A 1,426-nucleotide genomic window follows, 5' to 3' on the forward strand; every position below is an offset into this window, starting at 1 on the left:
CAACTGCAGACCCTGCTGGCGACATGGACCGGCGCCTGCCCCACCTGCCACCGCGACATACCCACACCCGCACCAAGCTGACCAAGCCCTACTAGAGCCGGATCAGACAACGTTTGCCCTGTTGCGATGTGACGCGCCGTCCGGGGCGCCGTGCCGGGCAGTTGACCTGTCGCAGCGAAGGTTGAGCATTCTCACGGAAGGTTGAGGGGCTGCCCTGTATAGCGCGGCGGTTTGGAGCCGGTCGTGCGGACAACGGCGGCCGTCCGCTGGAAGGGAGTCCAGAGGACGGCCGCGGGTGGCTCACCGAAGCCCGGGGTGCTTCGCAGCGGATGGGTCAGATGTGGCCGAAGAAGATGCTGCCCGGAGCGTCGGGGTCGTTGGAGAGGAAGTGCTCGCGCACCACACGGATGAACTCGTGACGGGAGATCGTCCCGTCTCCGTCGGAGTCGATCCTGGCGAACAGCTCCATCGTCTCCGGCGAGTCGTCCCTCCAGACGTCCCGCATCAGACGGGCGAACTCGTCCTTGCTGATCTCGTTGTCCCCGTCGACGTCGATGATGTCGAAGATTGCGTGGCCGCCGCCCTCGGTCACGTTGAGGCGACTGCTGTCGATGACCGCGAGTCGGTTGGCGATGACGAACTGGTCCTTGGTGAGCCGGTCGCCGTCCACGCCCGCGTGGCGCAGCAGCTCCAGCCAGTAGATCTGGCAGAAGGTCTGCAGAGCCCTGGCCCGGCGGTCTTCCCGGGAGAGGTTGTACCCCTGAATGTAACGGTCGCCGAGCTTCTGGTAGTCCGACCAGTCGAGGTAGCCATCGTTGTTGGCGTCCATTTGCTCGAAGGTGCGCTCAAGCTTGAGGGTGATGGTGTCCTGCGCCGCAGTGGTCATGGGTGCCCCTTTACGTGATCAAGTCTGCTGACCTGTTCAGGATTGGTCACGACCCTTCAGTCGGGGGCAAAACGGCAGTTCATCACCCGATTTAGTGATCACTTCCAGTCGGCATGCATGCCTGACCTGGCTGCTGGACCACGCCGAGTGTCGAGCAGGTGGGCGCCAGCCGCTCAACCTTCGATGAGAATCGCGCAACCTCCGTTGCTACAGGTCAGCAGTGCGTGACGGTCACCCTGTCCGGGTGGCGATACGACGGAAGCTCACCTTGATCTGGTTCCCAGTCACCAGGGGAGAACGACCGCCCGCTCCCGCAGTAGCTGTTCCTCGCGTGGGCTGAGCTCGGCGTACAGAACGATCTCCTCTACGTTGGTAGGCGTGCACAGGTAGCGGAGATCCCACACCCGGGCGGCGCGTCGACAGGGCAAACGTTGCCGGCCCCGGCACTAGTAGGGCTTTGTTAGATCCTGTGGTGTGGTTCGGGGGTTGGTGCGGGTTGGCCGCATATCGAGCAGGCGCCGGTCCAGGTGGCCAGGAGGG

1 protein-coding gene is annotated in these 1,426 nt (G+C 64.0%); it reads right to left on the reverse strand.

What is annotated here, in order from left to right; genetic code table 11:
* Nucleotides 1-334 precede the first annotated feature (334 nt).
* Nucleotides 335-886 (reverse strand): EF-hand domain-containing protein, encoded by a 552-nt coding sequence (locus ACFU5K_RS31885; protein WP_384068232.1) that lies wholly within the window; start codon nt 884-886, stop codon nt 335-337.
* Nucleotides 887-1,426 lie beyond the last annotated feature (540 nt).

The organism is Streptomyces sp. NPDC057428 (genome assembly GCF_042803195.1).
In the GTDB taxonomy this organism is placed as follows: Bacteria; Actinomycetota; Actinomycetes; order Streptomycetales; family Streptomycetaceae; genus Streptomyces.

Coding starts and splice junctions, on each gene's coding strand:
- ACFU5K_RS31885 (WP_384068232.1), bottom strand. CDS start 886: ATGACCACTGCGGCGCAGGACACCATCACCCTCAAGCTTGAGCGCACC.